The organism is Pararhizobium sp. O133, from assembly GCF_051669845.1.
Taxonomy (GTDB): Bacteria; Pseudomonadota; Alphaproteobacteria; order Rhizobiales; family Rhizobiaceae; genus Pararhizobium.
In genome coordinates, this window is the sequence record NZ_CP196426.1 from 2,970,350 (window position 1) to 2,989,006 (window position 18,657).

At 59.0% G+C, this 18,657-nt stretch carries 15 protein-coding genes and 1 tRNA gene; 9 read left to right on the forward strand and 7 right to left on the reverse strand.

Translation table 11 applies throughout. The annotated features are described in order from the left end of the window. Positions 1–38 precede the first annotated feature (38 nt). Positions 39–377 carry an SHOCT domain-containing protein gene (locus ACST81_RS14205; RefSeq protein WP_438748655.1) on the reverse strand — a complete coding sequence of 113 codons (339 nt, stop codon included), beginning with the start codon at positions 375–377 and terminating at the stop codon, positions 39–41. Positions 378–550: 173 nt separating this feature from the next. Here ACST81_RS14205 and phaC point away from each other — a divergent pair, with 173 nt between their 5' ends. From phaC to radC, 4 genes are read left to right on the forward strand one after another with little or no spacing between them, the layout of a single operon-like run. Beyond that, the gene (phaC, locus tag ACST81_RS14210; RefSeq protein WP_438748656.1) at positions 551–2,404 is read left to right on the forward strand and encodes a poly(3-hydroxyalkanoate) polymerase subunit PhaC; all 1,854 of its coding nucleotides are present in this window, start codon (positions 551–553) and stop codon (positions 2,402–2,404) included. 24 nt (positions 2,405–2,428) lie between these two features. After that, positions 2,429–3,148, forward strand: coding sequence for a DNA/RNA nuclease SfsA (gene sfsA, locus ACST81_RS14215; RefSeq protein ID WP_438748658.1), 720 nt, complete (start codon positions 2,429–2,431; stop codon positions 3,146–3,148). Positions 3,149–3,176: 28 nt separating this feature from the next. Continuing rightward, on the forward strand, positions 3,177–4,004 hold the full coding sequence (gene map, locus ACST81_RS14220; RefSeq protein ID WP_438748659.1) for a type I methionyl aminopeptidase: 828 nt from the start codon (positions 3,177–3,179) through the stop codon (positions 4,002–4,004). 8 nt (positions 4,005–4,012) lie between these two features. Then, complete coding sequence (gene radC, locus ACST81_RS14225) at positions 4,013–4,804, forward strand: RadC family protein (protein WP_438748661.1); 792 nt, start codon at positions 4,013–4,015, stop codon at positions 4,802–4,804. Between the two features lie 12 nt (positions 4,805–4,816). Here the strand turns inward: radC and ACST81_RS14230 are convergent, their stop codons facing one another. After that, entirely contained in the window at positions 4,817–5,881 is a 1,065-nt protein-coding gene (locus ACST81_RS14230) for a magnesium and cobalt transport protein CorA (RefSeq protein WP_438748662.1), read from the reverse strand. Between the two features lie 242 nt (positions 5,882–6,123). On the opposite strand from ACST81_RS14230, the gene sthA reads away from it, so the two are divergent. Beyond that, positions 6,124–7,530, forward strand: a complete 1,407-nt coding sequence (gene sthA / locus ACST81_RS14235) for a Si-specific NAD(P)(+) transhydrogenase (protein ID WP_438748663.1) — start codon at positions 6,124–6,126, stop codon at positions 7,528–7,530. A 169-nt stretch (positions 7,531–7,699) separates the two neighbouring features. Here sthA and ACST81_RS14240 read toward each other — a convergent pair whose 3' ends face one another. Further along, positions 7,700–7,864: a hypothetical protein gene (locus ACST81_RS14240; protein WP_438748665.1), complete on the reverse strand. Its 165-nt coding sequence runs from the start codon at positions 7,862–7,864 to the stop codon at positions 7,700–7,702. 627 nt (positions 7,865–8,491) lie between these two features. Here ACST81_RS14240 and ACST81_RS14245 point away from each other — a divergent pair. Then, complete coding sequence (locus ACST81_RS14245; protein ID WP_438748667.1) at positions 8,492–11,575, forward strand: M10 family metallopeptidase C-terminal domain-containing protein; 3,084 nt, start codon at positions 8,492–8,494, stop codon at positions 11,573–11,575. A gap of 117 nt (positions 11,576–11,692) precedes the next feature. On the opposite strand, the gene tig is transcribed toward ACST81_RS14245, so the two are convergent. From tig to ACST81_RS14265, 4 genes are all read right to left on the reverse strand, one after another. Then, entirely contained in the window at positions 11,693–13,165 is a 1,473-nt protein-coding gene (tig, locus tag ACST81_RS14250) for a trigger factor (protein WP_438748668.1), read from the reverse strand. A gap of 173 nt (positions 13,166–13,338) precedes the next feature. Then, a tRNA-Leu gene (locus tag ACST81_RS14255) sits at positions 13,339–13,423 on the reverse strand. Between the two features lie 189 nt (positions 13,424–13,612). Beyond that, the gene (locus ACST81_RS14260; RefSeq protein ID WP_438748670.1) at positions 13,613–14,194 is read right to left on the reverse strand and encodes a GDYXXLXY domain-containing protein; all 582 of its coding nucleotides are present in this window, start codon (positions 14,192–14,194) and stop codon (positions 13,613–13,615) included. Between the two features lies 1 nt (position 14,195). Continuing rightward, positions 14,196–15,302 (reverse strand): DUF2157 domain-containing protein, encoded by a 1,107-nt coding sequence (locus tag ACST81_RS14265; RefSeq protein WP_438748671.1) that lies wholly within the window; start codon positions 15,300–15,302, stop codon positions 14,196–14,198. Between the two features lie 1,018 nt (positions 15,303–16,320). Between ACST81_RS14265 and ACST81_RS14270 the strand changes: the two genes are divergently transcribed. From ACST81_RS14270 to trmFO, 3 genes are all read left to right on the forward strand, one after another. Continuing rightward, complete coding sequence (locus ACST81_RS14270) at positions 16,321–16,464, forward strand: DUF1127 domain-containing protein (protein WP_325465865.1); 144 nt, start codon at positions 16,321–16,323, stop codon at positions 16,462–16,464. A gap of 485 nt (positions 16,465–16,949) precedes the next feature. Then, positions 16,950–17,093, forward strand: coding sequence for a DUF1127 domain-containing protein (locus ACST81_RS14275; RefSeq protein ID WP_068955543.1), 144 nt, complete (start codon positions 16,950–16,952; stop codon positions 17,091–17,093). Between the two features lie 148 nt (positions 17,094–17,241). After that, the gene (gene trmFO / locus ACST81_RS14280) at positions 17,242–18,654 is read left to right on the forward strand and encodes a methylenetetrahydrofolate--tRNA-(uracil(54)-C(5))-methyltransferase (FADH(2)-oxidizing) TrmFO (protein ID WP_438748673.1); all 1,413 of its coding nucleotides are present in this window, start codon (positions 17,242–17,244) and stop codon (positions 18,652–18,654) included. Positions 18,655–18,657 lie beyond the last annotated feature (3 nt).

Consider the following 18,657-nt stretch of genomic DNA (forward strand, 5'->3'; position numbering starts at 1 on the left):
TGAAACGCTTTGCGTCCAAATCAGTCGAAACGCAAGTGCTAATTCTGTATCTCTTTCAGGGTATCGCTGCCGTGATTGGCGGCAAGCAGGCGCAATTCCTGCAGGCGGCGCTGATATTCGGCCTCCGAGATTTTGCCGGAAGAACGCGCGGCGCCAAGTGCCGTCAACCGGGCCTCCTGGCTGGCCGCTTCCTCATTGCTCATCTGGGCGCTCGCCGCCGGCAACTTGCCTTCGATGACCGGATAGACGTCCGTTGAAACGGGCTTGGCCATCGTCGCGGAATAGATCGACGGCTGTTCTTCCCGCGTGACGGAACTGCAGGCGGCCAGCGCCAGCATCAAACCCGCCACTCCAAGAGCCGTTACCGTCCGCGCCATCTCTACTTCCCCGACTTCATCTTCACGCCATATGCGGCGCATACCATTCAATCACTGCCCGAAGCTGGCCAAAGCTCTGCGAGCCCGCGAGTCCAACATGCGCTGGCACTTGTAATCATTTTAAGGCAGAATGTAAAAAGGCAAAACAAACAAACATCTGTGGAGGAAACGGGGTGACAGAAGACAGGAAGACCGAGGGCCAGACCGGCGCCAGCACGGATGGTTTCCCCGGCTTCGACCCGAAATCCGTCGATCCCTATATCGTCAAGGATCCGGAAGCCTTCACGATGAACCTCGCGCGCACCCTTGAACAACTCGGTAAAGCTGCCTCCGCCTGGCTTGCCCCGCGCGAAAGCGGCGAAAAGAACGACATGGTCGCGACACCGGCCGTCGACATGGTCAAGACCCTGTCGAAAGTCTCCGAGTACTGGCTGTCCGATCCGCGCCGGACGCTGGAAGCACAGACCCACCTGATGGGAAGCTTCTTTGCCATGTGGACGCGGACCATGCAGCGGATCAGCGGCGAGACGGTCAGCGATCCCTCCGAAGTGCCGCGCAACGACAAGCGCTTCACTGACGCCGACTGGGTCGCCAATCCGTTCTTCGATTTCCTGCGGCAGGCCTATTTCATCACGTCCAACTGGGCGGACAGGATGGTCAGCGACGCACAGGGCCTCGACGAACATACCAAGCACAAGGCGGCTTTTTACGTGCGCCAGATTTCGAGTGCTTTGTCGCCTACCAATTTCGTCACGACAAATCCGCAGCTTTATCGTGAAACGGTGGCCAGCAGCGGCGCCAATCTGGTCAAGGGCATGCAGATGCTGGCCGAGGACATCGCCGCCGGCAAGGGCGACCTGAAGCTGCGCCAGACCGATACCAGCAAGTTCGCGGTCGGCGAGAACATCGCCATCACCCCCGGCAAGGTGGTCGGCCAAAGCGATGTCTGCCAGGTGCTGCAATATGATGCATCGACGGAGACAGTCCTGAAGCGGCCACTGCTGATCTGCCCGCCCTGGATCAACAAATTCTACGTGCTCGACCTCAACCCGCAGAAATCCTTCATCAAATGGGCTGTCGATCAGGGCCACAGCGTCTTCGTCATCTCCTGGGTCAATCCGGATGAGCGCCACGCGACCAAGGACTGGGAATCCTACGCCCGCGAAGGTATCGGTTACACGCTCGACATCATCAAGCAGGCAACCGGCGAGGAAGAGGTCAATGCGATCGGCTATTGCGTCGGCGGCACACTGCTGGCGGCAACGCTTGCTCTGCATGCGCAGGAAGGCGACCGACGCATCCGCTCGGCGACGCTGTTCACCACGCAGGTGGATTTCACCCATGCCGGCGACCTGAAGGTCTTCGCGGACGAAGACCAGATCGCGCAGATCGAAGCGGGTATGAAGGAGACCGGTTACCTCGACGGCTCGAAGATGGCCATGGCCTTCAACATGCTGCGGGCGTCGGAACTCATCTGGCCCTATTTCGTCAACAACTACCTGAAGGGCCAGGAACCGTCCGCCTTCGACCTGCTCTACTGGAACTCCGATTCCACCCGCATGCCGGCGGCGAACCATTCCTTCTATCTGCGCAACTGTTATCTCGAAAACAACCTGACCAAGGGCAAGATGGTGCTTGCGGGCAGGAAGGTCTCGCTCGGTGACGTTACGATCCCGATCTACAATCTCGCCACCAAGGAAGATCACATCGCGCCCGCGAAGTCGGTCTTCGTCGGCAGCCAGTTCTTCGGTGGCGACGTGACCTATGTCATGGCCGGGTCCGGCCATATCGCCGGCGTCGTCAATCCCCCGGACAAGGGCAAGTATCAGTTCTGGACCGGCGGCCCGGTCAAGGGCGCGTTCGAGGACTGGGTCGAAAGCGCCCAGGAGACGCCCGGCTCCTGGTGGCCGCACTGGCAGACGTGGATCGAGACGCTCGACGCAGAGCGCGTGCCGGTACGCAAGACCGGCGGCAAGCTCAATTCGCTGGAAGAAGCGCCGGGCTCCTATGTCCGTGCGCGGGCCTGATCGTTCGCCGGATAGTCGCCGCCCATGATGTTCGACAGGCCGCTCGTGCCAGCCATTCTCGTCCAGCGTTACAAGCGTTTTCTGTTCGACGCAGTGCTGGGCGACGGCAGTCTGATCACCGGATTCTGCCCAAACACCGGATCGATGCGCGGCCTGACAGCACCGGGTTCGCGCATCTGGCTTTCGGAACATGACAGCGCGACGCGAAAATATCGCCATATGCTGGAAATGGTCGAGGTCGACGGCACGATGGTCGGCGTTAATACAGGCTTGCCCAACCGCCTGGCCGAGGAAGCCATCCGGGCCGGACAGATTGGCGACCTTCATCTCTATGCGACGCTGCAGCGCGAGCAGAAATATGGTCGCAATTCGCGCATCGATATGCTGTTGACCGATCCCGACCGCGGATGCGCCTATGTCGAAGTGAAGAACGTGCATTTCAGCCGGACCGGAGGTCTTGGCGAATTTCCCGACAGCCCCACAGTGCGCGGCGCCAAGCATCTCGAGGAACTCGGTGACATGGTCGAGGCCGGCCATCGCGGCATCATGATCTACCTGATCCAACGCGACGATTGTGCAACATTCCGGATCTGCGGCGATCTCGATCCCGTCTATGCCAAGGCTTTCGAACGGACAAGAGGACGCGGGGTCGAGGCGTTTGCCGTAAAATGCCGGGTTTCGCCGCAGCAAATCGCGCCGGATGGCCTGATCGCGATGGACGAACCCGCCTTTGCTGATCTATGACATCAGAAAGACAACCGAAAGTTATGCAATGGTCACCTATATCGAGGCAGCGTCAGCGCCCTATAAGAATACAGGCGTTATCCGTCTCTATACGCCGGAAGATTTCGCCGGGATCAAGCGCGCCTGCCAGGTCACTGCCCTCTGCCTCGACGAACTTGCAAGCCGCGTCAAGCCGGGTGTGACCACCGACGAGATCGACCGATTTGTATTCGACTTCGGCATGGATCACGACGCCCTTCCCGCGACCTTGAACTATCGCGGCTATACGAAGTCTTCCTGCACCTCGATCAACCATGTCGTCTGCCATGGCATCCCCAACGACAAGCCGCTACGCGAAGGTGATATCGTCAATATCGACGTCACCTATATCATCGACGGCTGGCACGGCGATTCCAGCCGGATGTATCCAGTCGGCGAGATCAAGCGTGCTGCCCAGCGACTGCTGGAAGTCACCCATGAATGCCTGATGCGCGGTATCGCGGCCGTCAAGCCCGGCGCCCGGACCGGCGCGATCGGCGAGGCCATTCAGACCTATGCCGAGGCAGAACGTTGCTCGGTGGTCCGCGATTTCTGCGGCCATGGTGTCGGTCGGCTGTTTCACGATGCGCCGAACATTCTGCATTACGGCCGGGCCAACGAAGGCCCGGAAATGCGCGAGGGCATGATCTTCACCATCGAGCCGATGATCAATCTCGGCCGGCCGCATGTGAAGGTTCTGGCAGACGGCTGGACTGCCGTCACGCGCGACCGGTCGTTGTCGGCGCAATATGAACATGCGGTCGGCGTTACCGCCACAGGCTGCGAGATTTTCACCTTGTCGCCGGGCGGCCTCGACCGTCCGGGGCTGCCTGCATAAGGTTTTCGATGACCAAGCCCCCCTTCTCTACCGACGGCGACATTTCGCAACCGGCTGACGAAAGGGGCTTTTTCGCCGAACAGCAACCCAAGCGCCAGGGCTTGGGCCTCGCGGCCGTGCAACAGGACGACGCGCATTATCACGGTCACCGCGATCGCCTGCGGACACGTTACCGGGAAAACGGCGACACAGCGCTGGCCGATTATGAAATCCTCGAACTGCTGCTGTTCCGCCTTATCCCGAGACGCGACACCAAGCCGATCGCCAAAGCGCTGCTTGAGCGCTTCGGGACGCTCGCCGGCGTCTTTGGCGCGTCACCTGCCCTGTTGCAGGAGGTGAAGGGTATCGGCGAGGCCGTGGCCTTCGACCTGAAGCTGATCTCCACCGTCGCACACCGCACCCTGAAGAGCGGTCTCAAGGGCAAGCAGGTTCTGGCCTCCTGGTCTTCGATAATCGATTATTGCCACGCCGCCATGGCGCATGAAGCGATCGAACAATTTCGGATCCTGTTCCTCGACAAACGCAATGCGCTGATTGCCGACGAGGTGCAGCAGACGGGCACGGTCGATCACACGCCGGTCTATCCTCGTGAAGTCGTCAAGCGCGCGCTGGAACTGTCCGCCACCGCGCTGATCCTCGTGCACAACCATCCTTCCGGCGACCCGACGCCATCGCGCGCGGATATCGAGATGACCAAGATGATCGTCGACACGGCCAAGCCGCTGGGGATCACTGTCCACGACCACATCATCATCGGCAAGGATGGCCATGCCAGCCTCAAGGGACTGAGGCTGATCTGAGCGCGTCTCGCTTCAAAGCCACTTCGCCCGCCGGAACATGCGGTAAAGCATGCTGCAGACGAAGAAGATCAGGGCAAGAACGACGAAATAGCCATATTTGAATTTCAACTCCGGCATGTCGTCAAAGTTCATCCCGTAGATGCCGGCGATCGCCGTCGGCACGGCCAGGATCGCGGCCCAGGATGCGAGCTTGCGGGAAATTTCCGTCTGCTCCGACTGGCCGATCATCAGGCTGGCCTCAAATGTGAAGGCCAACACTTCGCGCAATGTGTCGATATCTTCCTGGACGCGACGCACATGGTCCGTCACGTCACGGAACAAGGCATGCATCGTCGCATCCATTCCAGGCAGTTCGAGATTTTCGTGCCTGCGGCAGACGTCCACCAGCGGCACCACTGCATTGCGCAGCCTGAGCAGGCTGCGACGCAGGAAATACAGCCGCTCGATGTCCTTCTTGTCGAGCCGGTCCCTGAGCACCCGCTCCTCCAGTTCCTCGACCTCGGCATGGATACCCTCGACGACGGGCATGTAATTGTCGACGATAAAATCGAGGATGGAATAGAGAATGTAGTTCTCGCCATGCGCCAGGGCGGCCGGCGAGGCTTCGCAGCGCTGGCGCACGAGATTGTAGGATGTCGACGGTCCATGACGAACCGAAACGACATAGCCCCGACCGACAAAGAGATGGGTCTCGCCAAAGACAATTTCCTCTCCGCCCATATGCGCCGTGCGGGCGACGACAAAGATCGAATCCCCGTAGATTTCCAGCTTCGGCCGCTGATGAGCATGATTGGCGTCCTCGATCGCCAGTTCCGGCAGGTTGAACTCTGCTTGAACCTCGCGCAGCAGCGCTTCATCCGGTTCATGCAAGCCGATCCAGACCACCGCCTTGTCGCGACCGCGCCATTCATGTGCCTGGCCGATTTCGATGTCGTGCGTGCGCTGGCCGTGCTCATAGACGGCCGCCGCGACAACGCCGGGACGACCGCGCGGTTTGCCGCGTGTTGAATTGGCGACTCCGTCTTCAGGAGCCGTGGTTTCGTTCTTGCTTCCCCCGCCCGTCTCCAGCAAAGCCATCGTCTATCTCCCGAATACAGAGCCGCTATTTCCGCGCCGATCACGTCATCAAAATGCGCGCACAGGTACACGACATCCAATCATCTAACATTAGTTATAATCGCTTTTCGTGAAATACGCATCTCTTGGCGCGCCAACGGTTTATCAGGCTTTATGAAACTGTAAGATTGACGTTATAGAGGCTTGCAAGCGACATTTCCCGCAACGCACAATGATTCTCCCTCCAGCATCGGAAACGCGTCATGAACCAGTACGATCTCGTGGTTGTCGGCAGTGGTCCTGCAGGGCGCAGAGCCGCCATTCAGGGCGCCAAACTGGGCAAGAAGGTTCTTGTGGTCGAGCAGGGAAAACGGGTCGGCGGCGTTTCCGTACATACGGGCACCATCCCCTCCAAGACCCTGCGCGAGACCGCCCTGAACCTGACCGGTTGGCGAGAGCGTGGCTTCTATGGCCGGGCCTACCGCGTCAAGCAGGAGATCAGCGCCGAAGACCTGCGCCGCCGTCTGTTGATTACGCTCGATCATGAGGTCGAAGTGCTGGAACACCAGTTCGCACGCAACCGGGTGCAGCACATACGCGGCAAGGCGAGCTTTATCGATCCGCAGACGCTGCAGATCGTCAAGGATGATGGCGAGATCATCCAGGTTTCGGCCACCAGCATTCTGCTCGCCGTCGGCACCAAACCCTTCCGTCCGGATTACATTCCGTTCGACGGCAAGACGGTGCTGGACAGCGACGAGCTTCTTGAGATCGGGGATTTGCCACGTTCGATGGCGGTCATCGGCGCCGGCGTCATCGGCATCGAATATGCGACGATCTTCAGCGCGCTCGATACCCAGGTCACCGTGATCGATCCGAAGGCGACCATGCTCGACTTCATCGACAAGGAGATCGTCGAGGATTTCACCTATCAACTGCGTGATCGCAACATGAAGCTGCATCTCGGCCAGAAGGCCGAGAAGGTGGAGCGCACGCCCGACGGCAAGTGCGCGATTACGCTCGACAGCGGCCGGGTCATCCACTGCGAGATGGTGCTGTTTGCCGCCGGCCGGATGGGCGCAACCGACACGCTGAACCTTGCGGCGGCAGGCCTTCAAGCCGACAGCCGCGGCCGCCTCAGCGTCAATCCAGAGACATTTCAGACAACCGTCCCGAACATCTATGCGGCCGGCGATGTTGTCGGCTTTCCAAGTCTTGCCTCGACCTCGATGGAACAGGGCCGTATCGCCGCCCGCGTCGCCGTCGGCGTCATCGCCAAGGAACCGCCGAAATATTTTCCCTATGGCATCTACGCGGTCCCGGAAATCTCCACCTGCGGCCTGACCGAAGAGGAGGTCAAGGAACGCGGCATTCCCTATGAATGCGGCATTGCCCGTTTTCGCGAGACATCGCGCGGCCACATCATGGGGCTGGATTCCGGGCTTCTGAAAATGATCTTCTCACTGAAGACCCGCCGCCTGCTCGGCGTCCATATCGTCGGCGAAGGCGCGACCGAACTCGTCCATATCGGCCAGGCCGTGCTCAACCTGAAAGGAACCGTCGAGTATTTCGTCGAGAACACTTTCAACTATCCGACGCTCGCCGAGGCCTACAAAATCGCCGGTCTCGACGCCGGAAACCGCATGGGCGAGGTTCCCGCCAAGGCATAGGCCGCGACAGACAGCACGCTGGAGATCCGCAGTGCGGTGGTCGTTCGGGTGTATGTTTCTCGAACAAACGAACGTTATTCCGCTCCGGAAAAAGACGGAATCGCACCGCGTTTGTCGTCTTGTTTACCGTTCCTGCGGAAAACGGGCAGTTAAGAAACCGTCGACGGCCTCACTTCTCCCGCAGCCGGTTCAGGTTCTTGCGGGCATCGTCGGCAAGCGGATGATCCGGATGGCGCGCGATGAACAGTTCGAAGGCCTCGATCGTGCCGCGTGCCTTCAGTTTAGCATATTCGGAGGCCACGGCTTTTTCGGGATCCGGGGGTGTATCCATCATTTCCAGGCCCTTTCCTATTTGATTCGCGAAGGTCGAAGGCGCGGCACACAGACATGCCGTCGTGAGTACGATTGTGATCGTCATCACTCTTTGAAGTCGTTTGTTCACGGCTCTTCGATCCCTTTCGAGGAAACCGCTAAAGCGGTCTCAACCCTTGCTGCAGGCACGATTTTCGACCTTTCCACCCTATCACAAAGCGCTTTGGGCCGACACATGAAGCATATTAGCCTTGTCGGCTTAGGTAATTTAGCGTAGACTAAATACAAGTGGTAGCGGGCTCGAATGAGCGGAACCAACCGTAAATCGTGAAAATCGTCTCCCGTTCTACCCGATATTTAAGTTGATCTTTCGGGGTTGCGTTTTGTCTTTGGCAGAGCCTTGGAGGTAGCTCCACGGGACATCGCCTGTAACCCCCAGTATATTTTGCAAGAAAACGACCGCCAGCCCCCAGTCTGGGCAATGCGGCCACCAAGATGCGGTTTTGACAGTGAATGTTCGACGATCGTGTGAAGCGATCGCCGGTGAGGGCATTTGTGCGCATTGCAGTGCAGTTTCGTAACTAAACCTCAAATCACCGAGCGCGTTGCATCACCCGTATGGCTGGTCATGCAACTAGGGAGGCATTTTATGACCACCAAGGTAAAATACACTTCACTAACGGATTCCACGGCGTGGGATCCCGGCCGCTCCACCGGCTATTCGGGCCTTGATCGGGCCGCCAGCCTGGCGGGGCTTGCGACCGGCAATACGGCCCTGGCCGGCGCGGCCGACATCTGGGCACCGGCGAAATCCGTCGTTCTCCCACTGCTTTCAACCAACGACGCTATTTTTTCTCCCGAGACGACCGCCAAGGACAGCGGGTCCGGCGACGTTCCAGAGGAGAACGGCGACGCGTCCGTAACCGTTGCGGTCGCCGCGACCGGCAACGCACTGATCGATGGCGTGCTCAGCGGCGTGCGTTGGAATGAAACCTTCATCACCTACAGCGACACCGATTCCTCGGCCGACTATCAAGCCGGGTACACGTCGGACCAGAACGGGAACGGTATCAGCGCGCAGAATGAGGCCTTTTCGCAATTTACTGCGGCGCAAATGGTTGCTTTCCATGCGGCGTTGAATCAGGCTGTTTACACCCAGCTCGGCGGTGCAGGCGGCTTTTCCGTCGAGGGCTTCACCAATCTTGGCATCGACTATAACGGCGCTGGCACCAGCAACTCGACAATTCGCGCCGCCAATTCCGGCGACGCCGGAACCGCCTACGCGTTTTATCCAAGCAACGCGATTACCGGCGGCGACACGTTCTTCGGTAACGCCTATGACGGTACCAGCAACAGCCTGAAGAATCCTGTGGCCGGCAATTATGCCTGGCATACGATGATCCATGAACTCGGCCATTCGCTCGGTCTGAAGCATGGTCACCAGACGGGCGGTCCCGCGAACACAGCCGTTCCAGCAGCGTACAATTCTGTCGAATTCACGGTCATGACCTATGCGAGTTACATCGGCGACAGCACCGGAGGCTACGACTACGAACAATGGGGCGCGCCGCAGACCTATATGATGATCGACATCCTCGCCCTTCAGACGATGTATGGGGCGGACTTCACCGTCAACAGCGGCAACACGGTCTATACGTGGGATCCAACCAACGGAAATTCCTATGTCGGCGGCGTCCTGGCCATCGATCCGGGCGGCAACCGCATCTTTTCCACCATCTGGGACGGAGATGGCGTCGATACCTATGATCTGTCGAATTATACGACCAATCTGCGGCTCGACCTTCGCCCCGGCGAAAGCTCGACCTTTTCGTCGACGCAACTCGCCTATCTCGGCGGCGGCCCGAACGGCGGTTATGCCCGAGGCAACGTGTTCAATGCCTTCCAGTTCAATGGCGACTCACGGTCTCTGATCGAAAATGCCAATGGCGGCTCCGGCAATGACAGCATTATCGGCAACTCTGCAGGCAACGTCCTGAACGGCAACGGTGGTAACGACACGATCGATGGCAATGGCGGTGTCGACACAGTCAACGGCCAAGCCGGCAACGACACGTTTCTGATGGATTCCGGCGATGGTATCGACAATTTCAACGGTGGCGCCGACACGGATACCATCAATTTTGCAGGGCTCCTCACGAACTTCGTCGTGGTCGATCTTGTCGCCGATACTTGGGATTTCCTGGGCGGCGGCGGCACACTTGGAACGGCCATCTCAATAGAAAACATCATCGGCACCGCCGGCAACGATACGCTTATCGGCGATACCAGCGCCAATAATCTTTCCGGTCAGGCCGGCGACGACAGTATTTCCGGCGGCGACGGTAACGACGTTCTGAGTGGCAATGGCGGCGCCGATTCCATCCAAGGCGGAACCGGAGCCGATACGCTGGATGGTGGTGATGGCAATGACGTGCTGCAAGGCGGCGATGGCGACGATACGCTGACGGCAGGATCCGGCGTGGATCTCGTTTACGGAAACAGCGGCAACGACAGGTTCTTCATTGTCGCGGGCTGGAACGGCGGCGTCGGCGAAGCGTTCTTCGGTGGTGCGGGTTACGATACATTCGATACTTCGACCGTGATCTTCTCGGGCTTCGACGCATATATCAACCTTCAGGACGGGGAGTTCTACGACATCGACTTCCCTGGCTCCGGCCCGATTTCGCTGGCCAGCGTCGAAAAGGCCATCACCGGCGATGGGAATGACGTCCTCATTGGTTCCGCCGAAGCCAATGCGCTGCTTGCCGGAGCAGGCAACGACACCATTTCCGGCCTTGCCGGAAACGACACCCTTGGGGGCGGTGACGGCAACGACCGTCTCGATGGCGGTGCCGGTGCCGATTATCTGAGCGGCGGTACCGGTTCTGACACAGCCGATTACTCCAGTTCGTCAGTCGGGCTGGGTGTCAGCCTGTTCAATCCGGCGGTGAACACCGGAGATGCTGCAGGAGACACCTACAATTCCATCGAAAATCTGTTCGGTTCCAATTTCAACGATGGCCTGAACGGTAATACGGGTATCAATACGATCAGGGGCCGGGACGGCGGCGATACACTCAAGGGCTATGCAGGAAATGACTCGCTCTATGGCGATGGCGGCAATGACACGCTGATCGGCGGCGAAGGCGCAGACAACCTGCTCGGTGGAGCCGGCTCCGACACGGCATCCTATAGGGACGCCACGGCCGCCGTCATTGCCAGCCTGGCCAATTCCGCCATCAATACGGGAGAGGCTCTCGGCGACGTCTATACCTCGATCGAAAACATCGTCGGCTCCAATTTCAACGATCTGGTATATGGCAACGCAAATGCCAATAGTGTGAGCGGTGGTAGCGGAAACGACATTCTCAAAGGGTACGCCGGAAACGACACGCTGAGTGGCGGGTCCGGCAATGACCAGTTCAACTTCAATACCGCGCTCAATGCCGCAACGAACATGGACATCATTACCGACTTCAACGTGGCGGCTGACACGATCCTGCTCGACAATGCGGTCTTTATCGCGGCCGGTGCGCTCGGCACGCTGGCTGCGGCGGCGTTCAAGGCCAATACGACCGGCCTTGCCACCGATGCGAGTGACCGGATCATCTATGAAACGGATACTGGCGAGCTGTTCTACGACGCCGATGGCAACGGCGGCGGCGCGAGCATTCAATTCGCCAAGCTGGCCGCCAGCCTGGCATTGACGAACGCAGACTTCGTCATCGTCTGATGTCGCAGAGCAAAAACTCCATCGCGGCGCAGGCCGCGGTGGAGCCGATTTCTCCGTAAAGCAAAAAGGCCGCTCACGAAGAGCGGCCTTTTCAATTTCACATCAGTGAACAATGTCTTATTCGGCGCCGTCGTCAGCGGCCTTCTTCTTGGCTGCAGCCTTCTTCTTCGGTGCAGCGGCCTCTTCACCTTCCCCAGCGTCGGCCTTAGAAGCAGCCTTCTTTTTCGGAGCCTTCTTCGTTTCCGAAGCGTCGTCCTCGTCATCGGCCATCAGCTCTTCCTTGCTGACGGTCTTGTCGGTGACCTTCACTTCGGAGAGCAGGTGATCGACGACCTTTTCTTCGAAGATCGGCGCGCGCAGCGAAGCGGCGGCACCCGGGGTCTTCTGGAAATAGTCGATGATCTGCTTTTCCTGGCCTGGGAACTGGCGCAGCTGTGCAAAAAGCGACTGCTGCATCTCTTCGTCGCTCACGGTAACACCGGCCTTTTCGCCGATTTCCGAGAGAACGAGGCCGAGGCGGACGCGGCGTTCAGCCAGCTTGCGGTATTCACCACGGGCGTCTTCTTCCGTCGTGTCTTCGTCGGCGAAAGTCTTGCCAGCCTGTTCCAGGTCGGTGTTGATCTGGCGCCAGATGTTGTCGAACTCGGCATCGACGAGACGCGAAGGCGTGTCGAACTGGTAGAGTTCGTCGAGCTGGTCGAGGATCTGACGCTTGACCTTCTGGCGAGTCATCGAGCCGTACTGGCTTTCGATCTGGCCGCGAACGACTTCCTTCAGCTTGTCAGCCGATTCGAGGCCGAGCTTGGTGGCAAGGTCGTCGTTGATTTCGACTTCCGCGGCAGCGGCAACATCCTTGACGTTGATGTCGAAGGTAGCTTCCTTGCCGGCGAGATTTGCAGCCGGATATTCAGCCGGGAACGTCACGGTAATGACCTTCTCATCGCCGGCCTTCAGGCCGACCAGCTGTTCTTCGAAGCCCGGGATGAAACGGTTGGAGCCGAGAACCAACTCAGCGTCTTCGTCCTTGCCGCCATCGAAGGCAACGCCATCGACCTTGCCGAGGTAATCGATCGTGACGCGGTCGCCGTTTTCAGCCTTGCCCGTCTTGGTTTCGTAGGTGCGGGCATTTTCAGCGATCTTGAGGATCTGCTCGGTGACTTCGGCTTCGTCGATATCGACGACTTCGCGCGTCACCTTAATGCCGCTGACATCCTTGAGCTCGATCGCCGGGATGACTTCGTAAGCCAGCGTGAATTCGAAATCGGCTTCAGCGTTGAGGATCTTGTCGGCTTCGGCCTCGTTCTCGGTCATCGCGATTTCCGGTTGGGTCGCCGACTTTTCGCCGCGCTCCGACAGGATTTCGGTCGGCTTTTCGCGAACCAGTTCGTTGACGAGCTCAGCCATGATCGACTTGCCGTACATCTTCTTGAGATGGGCGAAAGGCACCTTGCCGGGACGGAAGCCGTTGATCTTGACCTTGCCCTTGGCATCTTCAAGACGCTCGTTCATCCGAGCTTCCATGTCCTTGGCCGGGATGACGACCTTGAGTTCGCGCTTCAGCCCTTCAGCGAGCGTTTCGATAACCTGCATGTTCAAACCTTCACTTCACGTTGACAGGGCTCTGTCGCTGTTCTTCTTCACGAGCAGTTGAGCCGATCCATTTGCCGGGAGTGGCTTTACGCAAATCGGTCGCCGTTTTGCAAGCAAAATGGCGCCGTCATTCCGGTCGACGCGAAGGGCCAGCCCTGAGCGTCGCTTCATTCTGGTGCGGGTAGAGAGACTTGAACTCCCACGCCTTGCGGCACCAGAACCTAAATCTGGCGTGTCTACCAATTTCACCATACCCGCGTTCAGAAAACCGCAGCGCCTGATCGCATCGACACAGGACAGTCGCGGCGAAAGCGCCATAAACCAGCCTGCACCGGGTTCAGGGCGTTCCCGAGCGCGGCGTCTCTATATCACCCGTTTGCAATGGATCAAAGGAAAAATACAGCAATCTGCTGGTTCTTCTTAGTTCCAGGGGGCGCTGGGCGACGATCAGTAAAGCGGCTCCTCGTAAAGCGGCTTTCCGTCGATCGCAATCGAGCGAATCTGCATCCGGCCGCCATCATCGACACTCGCCGTCACCGACAAAGCGGAGGCATTGCGCGCCTGCTCAAGCACCAGTCCGTCGCCTTCCGGCACATAATAACGCTCTATACCGTATTCGACATTGACCGATGACGGTGCACTGTCGGTCGCCGGGTAGAAATAGAACGGCGAACTGCGCGCGATGACCGTTCCCTCTTTCGGCGCCAGCGTTCCAAAAGACGCCTCGGAAATCGTCCAGAAACCATCGTGCTGCTTTTCGAGCCGCACGGATACCTGCGCATCCGTCGCCTCGGTCGGAAAACCACCGGTGATCTTGTCAGCGGAAATGTTGGAAATATCATAGGATAGGACCACATAGTCGCCACGCAGCAGATCGCGCGGATCTACAGGAATGGTCTTCAGGACAACGTCTACGCCATTGCGCAGGATGGATGCCCGGCTTTCGATCATGTAGCCCAGCACGGCCGTCTGCAGCAGGGCGACGAGGATGGCGGCGAACAGGGGCCGGATCAACGGGTTGTTGCTCATGTCACGCTCCTTCCACGGCCGGTTTCGCAGACAGCCGCTTTTCCAGCCGGATGACCAGCCAGGCGATCAATCCGACAACGACACCGGAGATCAGGAAGAACTTGGATGTGCCGAGAATGCTGCCGAGCGTCTCGGAGGCGAGATAAAGCGTCTCGGCGGAAAAGACAGTATAGCCGAGGAAGCGCACCGCGCCGTTCAGCCGGCCGGCAATGGCGACGCCGCCGAGCGCGACGGCAAGCGTCACCGCGCCAAGCGCGATCTCCCCGCCCGGCCCGTCGATTTCCGTGTGCAGGGCGGCAAGCCCCAGAACGGCCAGAAGGAAACTGTAGAAGGCCGGGCCAGCGCCGGCGTCACGGGCAAAGCGATAGACGGGAGAGACCGGCAGGCTGACAGCCAGGAAGGCAACGAGGCCAAGACCGAACAAGACACCGGCAAGCCACATTTCGCTGATTTCTATATAAAGCCAGCCGAGCCATGCGAGCGCGAGCATATAGGCAAGATGGCGGGCCATGCCGGCATTGGTATAACGAACCTGTCCGATGACGATGACGACCAGCGCCGGCACTAGGTAGATCAGGCCATTGCCTTCGAAGCTGGCGTCATTGTCCATGACGAGTTGTGCGAAAACGGCCCAGGCGAGAAAACCTGACAGGACGGAAACCGCAGCCGAGCGGAAGGCCACAGCGGCGATGCAGGCGGCAGCGAACCAAACCAGCAATGCATCCACCGCATCGCCGGAAAGATGATACATCTGCCCGACCAGCGCGATAGCGCCGCCGAAGCTCATGGTCGCCATGACGAGAAGAGCCGCACCAAGCCCACGGAAGCCACGTGCGAGGCAGACGGCGGCAGAGAGATAGAAGGCCCAGATCAGGCCGATGATGCCGCAGACGCGGACCAGCCGAGGGATCGCATCCCAATTGGCGGCGACGAGAAGCAGGACGGCCGCCGACAAAAGCACGGAGGCCATGACCAGAAGCACCCTGCCCGCGCTGAACACTGTTTCACGCGCGTCATACTCTGCCAGCATCGCCTTGGCGGCATCCGGCTGAAGCAAACCCTTCGCGATCCAGCTGTTGAAATCTCTTTCGATCCGCCCCCGGTACATCGAACACTCTCCTTGCATGCGCGTGGTGTGCAACACATATCATAGGCACCGGCAATTCCTAGACGAAGCATGCTGGCGCCTAGCGCGTGAACACCTCCCTTGAACGGGTAAATATTCTTAACGAAATGTGAAGGCTTTCGTGGGAATCTGTAAGCAACGGACAGAGACGGATTGGCAGGCAGCGCGTATGCAAAATCCGCATATCATCCATGATGATATTGCACTGCACAAATCGATACGGCCGACATATATTTGAAATCAAGAAGACGGGACGAGATCAGCGAAAGCGATCGGGGCCGTCAGCGGCAAGACCAGCCGCTTCCGCTCAAGAAGTGGAAAAGGTCAGCGAGCCGAAAGGTTCGCATCATAGAATTCGGAGCGGCGCACTCCTCCTCCCAGCGCTGCTTCGATCCGACGGGCAACACTCCTCCTCCCGGTTGCCTGTCACTTAAAATGACGCCCGCTGGATCTCCTCCCCCGGCGGGCGTTATTCGTTTCCAACAATCTCCGGAAAAATTTTTGATTTCAGCGTGTTGCCGCCATGCTTCGGCATGGCAAGCCGCGATCGTCCGGCCTTTCTCACACCCAAAACGGCCAGCCATGCACGGTCTACATGGGTGCCATTCCGGATTGGCTCTACCCAAATTTCGCGACCGGATTTATCTTAAGGACAAGTTCGAGGCAGCGCTCTCCTCCTCCCAACGCGCCTCGACGGGATCGACGACACTCCTCCTCCCAAATCGTCGATCAGAACAAGCAACGCCCGTCGGACCTCCTCCCCCGACGGGCGTTGTTTTTTGCCCGGACACCCCCCTTGATGAATGTGCTGTTCCGCGAGGCGCGTCTCGTCCCGCATACAATTTGGTCAAAACAACACCGGGTCGGGGCAGAGGCTTGCATCAAGCGCATGGGTGCGATGCAGCATTGTCTCTGTAATTTCGGGGGCTGGAGGCGTATATTCCAACCATCAGATGAGGGCCAGCAAAGGGTGCTGGCAAACCTAGAAAGGACCAGCATCATGAACATCACTCGCTCATTCAACAATTGGCGCAAGTATCGTCAGACCTGCAACGAACTCGGCCGCATGAGCGACCGCGAACTGAACGACCTCGGCATCGGCCGTGGTGATATCCAGTACGTTGCCCGCCAGGCAGTCAAGTAATTCCCGCATCCGCCGGATTTTCCGGCACGATTCGCAGTTGCAAAACGCTCTCCGGTTCATCCCGGCGGGCGTTTTTTTTGATCAAAATCCCGGACGCCCAAGCGCTACTTTAACGAGCGGCTCGAGCAATATGGATTGCGTTCCGCAATGCAACATTCCGGGTTGCCTATTTTCGTTGCAAATTCCCATTGAAACTCAAGGGCTTCCAGCAGGGATACGCGCGGCCTCGGCCGCGGCGTTCACCCTCATGAAATTCTTCAAAAAAATAGATGGTTAACAAAAAACGACCATACAGGTCGCGGCGTTAACGCCTGACGTCTTTTTCATCACAAGCCTCGGATGCTTACCGAAACAGCATCGCAATGCACAAATGCATAGCAGATGCATTTTCTTTGCACTCCATCTTTTCCCGCGTGAGGCGTATAAACATCTCAACGAAGCAGGCAAATCACTGCACTGCTCATTTGTTTCCCGAGGAAAAGATCATGAACCCGATTCGTATCGCAAAAAGCTGGATCAACTATCGCCGTACCGTTGCTGAACTTGGCAACCTGTCCAATCACGCCCTGAGCGACATCGGCATCACCCGCTTCGACATCCGCAACATTGCTTCGCGTTCCTTCCGTTAATCGGAGCCGGCCGTTGACCGGACCGGGAATGTCGAGGGACTAAAAGCGGCACCACAGGGTGCCGTTTTTGATTCCGGGGCTTGCCTCATGCAGATATGCCCTGCGGAAGCGGTTTCCTTCCGGCCCGCCTTGCTTTAATAAACGGCGCATGACAGCTAAATCTTCCCTTTCCCCTATTCACGTCATCGGCGGCGGCCTTGCCGGCTCCGAAGCGGCTTGGCAGATCGCCACGGCCGGTATCCCGGTCATCCTGCATGAAATGCGCGGCGTGCGTGGCACAGATGCCCACAAGACCGATGGCCTTGCCGAACTGGTCTGCTCCAACTCCTTCCGCTCCGATGACGCGACCAGCAATGCTGTTGGCGTGCTGCATGCCGAAATGCGGCTTGCCGGCTCGCTGATCATGTCCTGCGCCGACAAAAACCAGGTCCCGGCCGGCGGCGCGCTTGCCGTCGACCGCGATGGCTTCTCCGATGCCGTCACCGCGGCGATCGACAGCCATCCACTGATCACCGTCGTGCGCGAGGAAGTGTCCGGTCTGCCGCCCAAGGATTGGGATCTCGCCATCATCGCCACCGGTCCCCTGACCGCGCCGTCGCTTGCAAGCGCCATCCAGGCCGAAACCGGCGCCGACGCGCTGGCCTTCTTCGACGCCATTGCGCCGATCATCCATACCGAGAGCATCGACATGGATGTCTGCTGGTTTCAGTCGCGCTACGACAAGGTCGGGCCGGGCGGAACGGGCAAGGACTATATCAACTGCCCGATGGACGAGGCGCAGTACAACGCCTTCGTCGATGCCCTGATCGCCGGCGACAAGACAGGCTTCAAGGAATGGGAAGGCACGCCGTATTTCGATGGTTGCCTGCCGATCGAGGTGATGGCCGAGCGTGGACGCGAGACGCTGCGTCACGGTCCGATGAAGCCGATGGGCCTGACCAATGCCCATAATCCGTCCGTCAAGGCCTATGCGGTGGTGCAACTGCGCCAGGACAATGCGCTCGGCACGCTGTACAACATGGTCGGCTTCCAGACGAAACTCAAATATGGCGCTCAGGCCGAGGTCATCCGGATGATCCCGGGGCTGCAGAACGCGGAATTTGCCCGTCTCGGCGGCCTGCACCGCAACACCTATATCAACTCGCCGGTCCTTCTGGATAGCTCGCTGACACTGAAGTCCCGGCCGGGGCTGCGCTTTGCCGGCCAGATCACCGGCTGCGAAGGTTACGTGGAAAGCGCCAGCATCGGTCTGCTCGCCGGGCGCTTCGCCGCCGCCGAGCGCAAGGGCGAGACCTTGCCGCTGCCGCCGGCGACGACGGCGTTCGGTTCACTTCTCAACCACATCACCGGCGGCCATATCGTCTCGGACGACGAGCCGGGGAAACGCTCATTCCAGCCGATGAATATCAATTTCGGCCTGTTTCCACTGCTGGAGCCGGGCGCGATCATCAAGCCGGACGGCGTGAAACGCTTCCGCGGCAAGGACAAGACGGTGATGAAGAAGCAGCTCGTGGCCGCCCGCGCGCTCGAGGATTGCGCCGCCTGGCTGAAGGCGCTCTGATCC